General features: G+C 67.8%; 1 protein-coding gene. It reads left to right on the top strand.

Annotation, left to right across the window (positions count from 1 at the left end; genetic code table 11):
- Window positions 1–117: 117 nt before the first annotated feature.
- Window positions 118–618, top strand: a complete 501-nt coding sequence (locus G6018_RS05150; protein WP_182638983.1) for a hypothetical protein — start codon at window positions 118–120, stop codon at window positions 616–618.
- Window positions 619–938 lie beyond the last annotated feature (320 nt).

The raw sequence follows: 938 nt of genomic DNA on the forward strand, positions 1-938 counted from the left end.
GACGGATCATGGGTGAGGACCTCGAGGGGTGCAGGCCACAGATGTGGCTCCGGTGAGAAGAAGCTCAGATTAGCCTGTGCATGTTCACGTCGCTGACCAGTCTGTGAAAGTGGGGTCATGAGCTCCCCAGCCGGACCCCGGAATTCGCCCACCCGCCGGCGCCTCGGCCTCGCGATGGCAGTCGCCGCTGCAGCGACCGCTCTCGGCACCCCTCCTGCCCTCGCCGACCCGGCAGACGCCGGACCGGACACGCCAGCGTCCCCACCGGGAGCGCTGACGCCCGAGATCATGACCGATGTGCTGGGCCCCTCCGACCCGGCGTTCTGGGATCCGGCGGCCCCCGGCACCCGCGTGCTGACCCCGATCAAACCCCACCGCCAGGTGTCCTGCCTGACGGGCCTCGTGCCGCTGCACGTCTGTTGGACGGTCAACAGGTATCAACTCGTGCCGGAGCACCGCCCGCTCGCCCATGTCGACGTCCCCGTGATCGGCGGGGCGCCACTGCGCATCTGGGTCGACCTGCCCCTGTGGGGCGACGGCTCCACGGGCGAGGGCCGCATCGCCGAGCTAACGCACGAGGTGATCGTCTGGTGGCTCACCAACCCCACGCCGTCGTAGCCGACACCCCGCGATGACCCTCGAGTGATCCGCCGCTCCGCCCGGCAGTGGCGGCGCCGATAATGCCACCTATCGACCACCGGACGGCTGACTGAACAAGTCGCCGTCGAACCAACGAACTTTGGATTAATAGTCCGTACCTCTAGCACCTCGGCTATAGGCCAAGTAGTGGATAGCGACCAATTATGGGCGCTACCGGCCCCGCCCTGTAGAGCCTGCCGATCTCGCCATCGGTCGGGCTCGACTCTCGAACTGGCACCGACAGCAACCCGCATCCAGCCTCACCAACACGCCGGGGCCGGCTCGCCGTAGAGCGAGCC

It is taken from the genome of Dietzia sp. DQ11-44 (assembly GCF_014145205.1).
GTDB classification, from domain to species: Bacteria; Actinomycetota; Actinomycetes; order Mycobacteriales; family Mycobacteriaceae; genus Dietzia; species Dietzia natronolimnaea.

Bases quoted from the DNA above. Each gene is read 5' to 3' on its own strand.
- G6018_RS05150 (WP_182638983.1), top strand. From the start codon at position 118: ATGAGCTCCCCAGCCGGACCCCGGAATTCGCCCACCCGCCGGCGCCTC.